The 4,956-nt window shown below is 69.4% G+C and carries 3 protein-coding genes; all 3 read left to right on the top strand.

Annotated elements, in window-relative coordinates; translation table 11 throughout:
• Nucleotides 1-44: 44 nt before the first annotated feature.
• From VFS34_04210 to VFS34_04200, 3 genes are read left to right on the top strand one after another with little or no spacing between them, the layout of a single operon-like run.
• On the top strand, nt 45-1,337 hold the full coding sequence (locus VFS34_04210; protein HET9793645.1) for a M48 family metallopeptidase: 1,293 nt from the start codon (nt 45-47) through the stop codon (nt 1,335-1,337).
• A gap of 4 nt (nt 1,338-1,341) precedes the next feature.
• Nucleotides 1,342-3,900: a protein kinase gene (locus VFS34_04205; protein ID HET9793644.1), complete on the top strand. Its 2,559-nt coding sequence runs from the start codon at nt 1,342-1,344 to the stop codon at nt 3,898-3,900.
• Complete coding sequence (locus VFS34_04200; protein HET9793643.1) at nt 3,897-4,847, top strand: peptidylprolyl isomerase; 951 nt, start codon at nt 3,897-3,899, stop codon at nt 4,845-4,847. The genes VFS34_04205 and VFS34_04200 overlap by 4 nt, the downstream gene beginning before the upstream one ends.
• The last annotated feature ends 109 nt before the right edge of the window (nt 4,848-4,956 follow it).

The raw sequence follows: 4,956 nt of genomic DNA, 5'->3' as shown, positions 1-4,956 counted from the left end.
GAAGCCTCGACGAAGGCGGGTCCGACGAGAGATACGATCGCCCCGTGAAACGCGCGCTCCTCCTCGCGGCTTTCCTCGCCGCGTCCGCCGCGGGAGCGGCCGCGCCCGCGGCGAGCCGCGAGTCCGCCGACGTTTTCGCCACCGAAGAGAAGGTCGAGATCCCGCGCGATCAGACGCTCCAGAAGAAGTATGCGCACGGCGCCTACGCGCTCTCGATCGCCGGCGCCGCCTGGGGTTTCTTCGTCCTCCTCTTCCTGCTGCGCTCGCGGCTCTCCACGGCGTTCCGCGACCGCGCGCGCGCGATCGCCCGGGGAGGGGTGAACCGCACGGTTTTCGTGTATTTCGCGATCTTCACGATCGTCACCGCTCTCCTCTCTCTCCCGCTCGACGCCTATGGCGGCTACTTCCGGGAAAAGCGCTTCGGCTTCGCCCGGCAGACGCTCCTCCAATGGCTCGGCGACTGGTCGAAAGGAGTCGGGATCGCGATCGTTCTCGGCGGACTCTTCGCCGTCGCGCTCTACGCCGTCATCCGCCGCTTTCGCCGGACGTGGTGGCTGATCGGCGCGGCCGTCGCGATGGCGTTCACGATCTTCGCCGTGGCGGTCGAGCCGGTTTTCATCGCTCCGCTCTTCAACCGGTTCACCCCGCTTCCGGGCGGCCCCCTGAAGACGCGGCTCCTCGATCTCGCGCACGCGGAGGGGATCCCGGCGCGCGACGTCTACGAGGTCGATGCGAGCCGCCAGTCGGAGCACACCAACGCCTACGTCGCGGGACTCCTGGGGACGGAGCGCATCGTCATCTACGACACCCTGCTGAAGACCCAGACGCCGCGGGAGATCGTCGCGGTGATGGGACACGAGATGGGGCACTACGTCCTGCATCACGTCGCGAAAGGCCTCGCGTTCGGAGGCGCGCTCATCCTCCTCGGGGCCTGGCTCGTGCGGAGGTTCTACCCCCGGATCGCGGAACGGCAGAGCGGCCGGTGGGGGATCGGGCCGATCGAGGACCCGGCGGGCCTCCCCCTCGTGCTCCTGATCGTGTCCGTGTATTCGTTCCTGGCCGCGCCCGCCGTCAACGCGTTCTCGCGCTGGGAGGAGCACCAGGCGGACGCGTTTTCCCTCGACGTCGTGCGCGATCCCGACGCTCTCGCCGCGGGGTTCGCGAAATTCAACACGCACGACCTGTCGGAATACGATCCGCCGCGGATCATCGAGCTGTGGTTCTACACTCACCCGTCGCTCGAGCACCGCATCCGGTTCTGCGAGGAGTGGAAACGGCGCCATCCCGCCGGCGCGGCCTTCTGGTATCCTGCCGCCACCGGGAAATTCGAAAGTTGAATCGATGAGTCTGCGAGCCGGCGCAAAACTCGGGCCCTACGAGATCCTCGCCCCGCTGGGGGCGGGCGGAATGGGCGAAGTCTACCGGGCCCGCGACTCGCGGCTGAACCGCGACGTCGCGATCAAGGTGCTCCCGGAGCGATTCACGCAGGACTCCGACGCCCTCGCCCGCTTCGAACGCGAGGCCCGCGCCGTCGCGGCGCTTTCGCACCCGAACATTCTCGGCATCTTCGACTTCGCCCGCGAGGGCGCGGATGTCTACGCCGTCACGGAGCTGCTCGAAGGGAGGTCGCTCCGGGAGGAGATCGAAGCCGGTCCGCTCCCTTCCCGCCGGGCGGTCGACTACGCCATCCAGATCGCGCGCGGCCTCGCGGCGGCCCACGAGAAGGGAATCGTCCACCGGGACTTGAAGCCCGACAACGTCTTCGTGACGCGCGACGGCCGGGTCAAGATCCTGGACTTCGGCCTCGCCAAGAGGGTGGCCGTTCCGTCCGACGTCTCCGCGGCGGCGACCGCCTCGAATCTGACCGATCCGGGAACCGTCATGGGCACGGTCGGGTACATGTCTCCGGAACAGGTGCGGGGCCGCGAGACGGACCAGCGGACCGACATTTTCAGCTTCGGCGCGATCCTCTACGAGATGCTCTCGGGCCGGCCGGCGTTCAAGCGCGACACGGCGGCCGACACGACCTCCGCCATCCTGAACCAGGAACCGCCCGAGCTCGCGGAAACGGGCCGCAACGTCTCGCCCGCGCTCGACCGGATCGTGCGGCACTGCCTCGAGAAGAACCCGGAGCGCCGGTTCGGATCGGCGGGCGACATCGCGTTCGATCTCGAGGCGTTCGCCCAGGGCTCGGCGTCGTCGGCGGCGTCGCATCCCGCGGGACGCGTCCGCGCGGCCGTCGGGCGCAACGCCCTCATCGCCGTCCTCGCGCTCGCGATCCCGGCGGCGGTGCTCGTGACGCGGCGCCTCTCGCGGCCCACGCCGTTCGCGTTCCACCGCCTGACGTTCTCCCGCGGCACGATCACCGGCGCCCGCTTCGCGGCGGACGGCCAGACGATCGTCTACAGCGCGGCCTGGAACGGCAACCCGTCGAAGCTCTTTTCGACCCATCTGACCAATCCCGGCTCGAGTCCGCTCGACGTCCCCGACGCCACGCTCATCGCGATCTCGACATCGAACGAGCTCGCCGTCGGCCTGCACATGCAGCCGGTGAATTCCCTCTACTCCGCCGGAACGCTCGCCCGCGTCCCGCTCTCCGGGGGCCTGCCCCGCGAGGTTCTCGACGACGTGGCGTTCGCCGACTGGGCGCCGGACGGATCCGAGCTCGCCGTCGTTCACATCGTCGGCGGCAAGACGCGCGTCGAATATCCGATCGGCAAGGTCCTCTACGAGACCGGAGGCTGGGTGAGCCATATCCGGTTCTCGCCCGACGGGAAGCTGCTCGCGTTCCTCGATCATCCCGCGTCGAGCGACGGAGGAACCGTGTCGGTGATGGATCTCTCGGGCAAGAAGAGAGATCTCGCGGGCGGGTGGGAGAGCGCCGAGGGCCTGGCCTGGATGCCGGGCGGCCGGGGGATCTACGCGACCGGAACGCGGTTCGGATCGGCGTCGAAGGTCTACCAGTTCACGCTTTCGGGGAAAGAGCAGCTGCTGCTTCCGACTCCCGGCTCCGTCCGGATGCTCGACGTCTCCCGCGACGGCCGCATGCTCGCTTCCGAGGACGACTGGCGCGCCGAGATCTCGGCGCTCGGCCCGGGCCAGACGAAAGAACGCGATCTTTCGAACCTCGACTACGGCCAGGTGCGCTTCATCACGCCGGACGGCTCGCTGATCTCCATGGACGAGTCGGGCGAGGGAGGCGGCGAAGACGGGGCCGTGTTCATCCGCAAGACGGACGGATCGCCCGCCCTGCGCCTCGGCGCCGGTTCGGCCGGCGGCCTCTCGCCCGACGGAAAGTGGCTCGCTTCCGGCAACAACGACGGCACGCAGCTCGTTCTCTTCCCCACCGGGGCCGGCCAGCCGGTCGTGATGCCGTGCGGAACCATGAACTGCGCCTTTCCGCAATTTCTGCCCGACGGGAAGCGCCTCGTCTTCCTGGGCGTCGAGCCGGGTAAAGGGAGAAAGATCTTCATCCGGGAAGTTCCCGCCGGCGCGCCGCGCGCGATCTCTCCGGAAGGCGTCGCGTTCACCACCGTGCTCACGCCCTCTCCGGACGGAAAGTGGATCGCGGCGCTCGGCCGCGACGGGCGACCGACGGTCTTTCCGGTCGACGGCGGAGCGCCGCGGCCGGTCCCGGGAACGGAGCCGCGCGAGGCGCCGATGCAGTGGACGCCCGACGGCCGCGTGCTCTACGTCACGCATTCCCTCGGGTCCCGGCTCCAGGTCTTCAAGGTCGACGTCGAGAGTGGCCGGCGAGAGCTGTGGAAAGAGATTTCCGCGCCCGATCCCGCCGGCGTGAACACGCTGCTGCGCATCTTCCCGACGCCCGACGGCCGGGCGTACGCCTACACGTACATCCGGCTCCTTTCGACGCTTTTCGAGGTGGATCGAGTGCGATGATGCGACTTGCCGGCACCCTGACCTTCTTCGCGGCCGCCGCTCTGGGAGCCGCGCCGAGCGCCCCGCCGCCCCCGGCCCCGCCGGCGCCCGCCGCGAAACCCGCCGCTCCGACGAGCGCCGACGTCCTCGCCGCCTCGAAGCCTTCCGACTGGCGGCCGATCCCGCCGGAGAACACGCTCTACCTCGAGCTGGCCTCCGGGCGGGTCGTGATCGAGCTCGCCCCGGCCTTCGCTCCCGAGCATTTCGCCAACATCGTGAAGCTCGTCCGCGAGAAATATTTCGACGGGCTCGCGATCGTGCGCTCCCAGGACAACTACGTCGTCCAGTGGGGCGACCCGAACGGCGACGACAAGGCGAAAGCGCGATCCCTCGGTTCCGCCAGGGCGGAGCTCCCGGGCGAGCTCACGAAGTCCGGAGGAGCGCCGATTCCGTTCACTCCGCTCGCCGGACCCGACGGCTACGCTCCGGAAGCGGGGTTCTCCGACGGATTCCCGGCCGGCCGCGATCCGAAGACGGGAGAGGCCTGGCTCGCGCACTGCTACGGAATGGTCGGCGTCGGCCGCGGGGACGACCCCCGGAGCGGCAACGGAAGCGAGCTCTACGTCGTGATCGGGAACGCGCCGCGCCACCTCGACCGCAACATCACGGTCGTCGGCCGGGTCGTGCAGGGGATCGAGCTGCTCTCGACGCTCCCCCGCGGCTCGGGCCCGCTCGGTTTCTACGACAAGCCCTCGCAGTTCGTCCCGATCCGCTCCCTCCGAATGGCCTCGGACGTGCCCGCCGCGGAACGCACGACCCTCGAGGCGCTCCGCACCGACACGCCGACCTTCGCGGCCTGGGTCGAGTCGCGTCGGAACCGGCGCGAGAGCTGGTTCATTCGACCGGCCGGCTACGTCGAGCTGTGCAACGTGCCGCTTCCGGTCCGGCCGGTCCAGACCGGCAAATGACCGATGAGATCGATGAGGCGTGCGACGCGCAGCAGTGCGCGTTTCGCCGGAACTTGATCGAGCGGCAACCGGGTTCTTCAGGGAACGCACTCCGACTCTGGCCCAGTCA

The organism is Thermoanaerobaculia bacterium (genome assembly GCA_035717485.1).
Taxonomy (GTDB): Bacteria; Acidobacteriota; Thermoanaerobaculia; order UBA5066; family DATFVB01; genus DATFVB01.
The sequence above is the reverse complement of the archived record's forward strand: the minus strand, read 5'-3'. Positions and strand labels throughout refer to the sequence as shown.